Origin of the sequence: Streptomyces sp. ME19-01-6, from assembly GCF_033793745.1 — a bacterium.
Taxonomy (GTDB): Bacteria; Actinomycetota; Actinomycetes; order Streptomycetales; family Streptomycetaceae; genus Streptomyces.
Genome location: NZ_JARAXF010000095.1, coordinates 1 through 2113, shown reverse-complemented (window position 1 = coordinate 2113; position 2113 = coordinate 1). Strand labels below are relative to the sequence as shown.

Here is a 2113-nt window from a genome sequence, read left to right as displayed (position 1 = left end):
CCGCTCACAACGGGCAACCGCATCCCGGAACACCGCGGAGCTCTCCAACAACTCCACACCCATCCCGACCCACTGCGACCCCTGGCCGGGAAAAACGAACACCGGGCCGGGTCCGTCGACAGGTCCCGGCACACCTTGCGTCAGGTACTCGGACACACTTCCGGTGATCAGGGCATCGAGTCCGTCGAGGAGCTCCTCCCGCGTGCTTCCGACGACAGCCGCGCGGTGCGGGAGCCGACTCCGGTCCAGCGCCAGGGCCCGGCACACGTCTGCCGCGGGCAGCGGATTGTTGACGTACCAGTGCCGGAACTGCTCCGCCTGTGCGCGCAGAGCCGCTTCGGTCCGCGCGGTGAGGAGGAACGGCAACACTGACGGTTCCGGGACGTCGTCCACCGGAGCGGGTTCCGGCGCCTGTTCCAGGATCACGTGGGCATTGGTGCCGCTCATCCCGAACGAGGACACGCCCGCCCGCCGCGGGCGGTCCGTCTCGGGCCAGGCGCGTTCCTCGGTCAGCAGCTCGACGGCACCGGCGGACCAGTCGACATGTGTGGACGGCTCGTCCACGTGCAGGGTTCGCGGCAGCACCCTGTGCCGCATCGCCATCACCATCTTGATCACACCGGCCACGCCCGCCGCAGCCATCGTGTGGCCGATGTTGGACTTCAACGATCCCAGCCACAGCGGCGTCTCTCGGTCCTGCCCGTACGTCGCCAGCAGCGCCTGCGCCTCGATCGGATCGCCCAGCGTGGTCCCCGTGCCATGCGCCTCCACCGCATCCACATCGGCGGGGGCCAGCCGGGCGTTCGCCAGCGCCTGCCGGATCACCCGCTGCTGCGACGGACCGTTCGGCGCGGTCAATCCGTTCGACGCACCATCCTGATTGACAGCACTGCCCCGCACCACCGCCAGCACCCGATGCCCCAGACGCTCCGCATCCGACAACCGCTCCAACAACACCAGGCCGACGCCCTCACCCCAGCCGGTGCCGTCCGCCGCCTCAGCGAACGCCTTGCACCGACCATCCGCAGCCAACCCGCCCTGCCGGGCGAACTCTTCGAACGCCCCTGGGGTGGCCATGACTGTCGCCCCGCCGGCCAGTGCGAGCGAACACTCGCCGTTGCGCAGCGCCTGCGCCGCCAGGTGCAGCGCCACCAGCGACGACGAACACGCCGTATCCACCGTCATCGCCGGGCCCTCAAGACCGAGCGCGTACGCGATCCGCCCCGACGCCACGCTCCCCGAGTTGCCGGTCATTCCGAACCCCGAGCCGGCAGCGTCGGAGTCCCGCACCACGGCCTGGTAGTCGTTGCCGGCCAGCCCGGCGAACACTCCCGTGCGGCTGTTCCTGAGCGCTGCCGGGTCGATGCCGGCTCGTTCGAACACTTCCCATGAGGTTTCCAGCAGCAGCCGCTGCTGGGGGTCCATGGCCAGTGCCTCGCGTGGACTGATTCCAAAGAACTCGGCGTCGAAATCCGCGACGGCGTGGAGAAATCCGCCGTTCCTGGTGTGCTGGTACGCCGGGTCGAGCTCCCATCCGCGGTCCAGGGGGAACGGAGACACCGCGTCCTCTCCGTCAGCGACCAGGTGCCACAGTTCCTCGGGCGAACCAACGCCCCCGGGAAAGCGGCATGCCATGCCTACGATCGCGATGGGCTCATCCAGGGCGGCCGGGATGAGGTCGGGCGTCTCCCTCGGGTCACCGGCGTCCAGGTACCGGGCCAGAGCGGCCGGGGTCGGGTAGTCGAAGACCATGGTGCTCGGCAAGCGCCGGCCGGTGGCCGCGTTGAGGCTCTCTCGCAATTGCATCGCGGTAAGTGAACTGAAGCCCATGTCCTGGAAGCTGCGATGCGGCACCACTTCGCCGGGGTCGGAGTGGCCCAGCACCGCGGCCGCGTGCGCCTGGATGAGCTCCAGGACGTCCGTCCGTGGCGCGGGCAGAGCACGCGGAGTCGGCAGTCCGCCCAGGGCGGGCAGACGCGGACCGGCGTCGAGCCAGTAGTGCTGGTGTTGGAAGGGGTACGTCGGCAGGTCCAGGAAGGGCCGCGGGCTGAGCAGACCACCCCACTCCACCTGTACACCGGCCACATACAACTCCGCCAGCGCCCGCACCACG

General features: G+C 69.7%; 1 protein-coding gene. It reads right to left on the bottom strand.

What is annotated here, in order from left to right; translation table 11 throughout:
• The coding region (locus tag PV419_RS52740; RefSeq protein ID WP_319701222.1) for a type I polyketide synthase at positions 1 to 2113 on the bottom strand (2113 nt) is incomplete at both ends.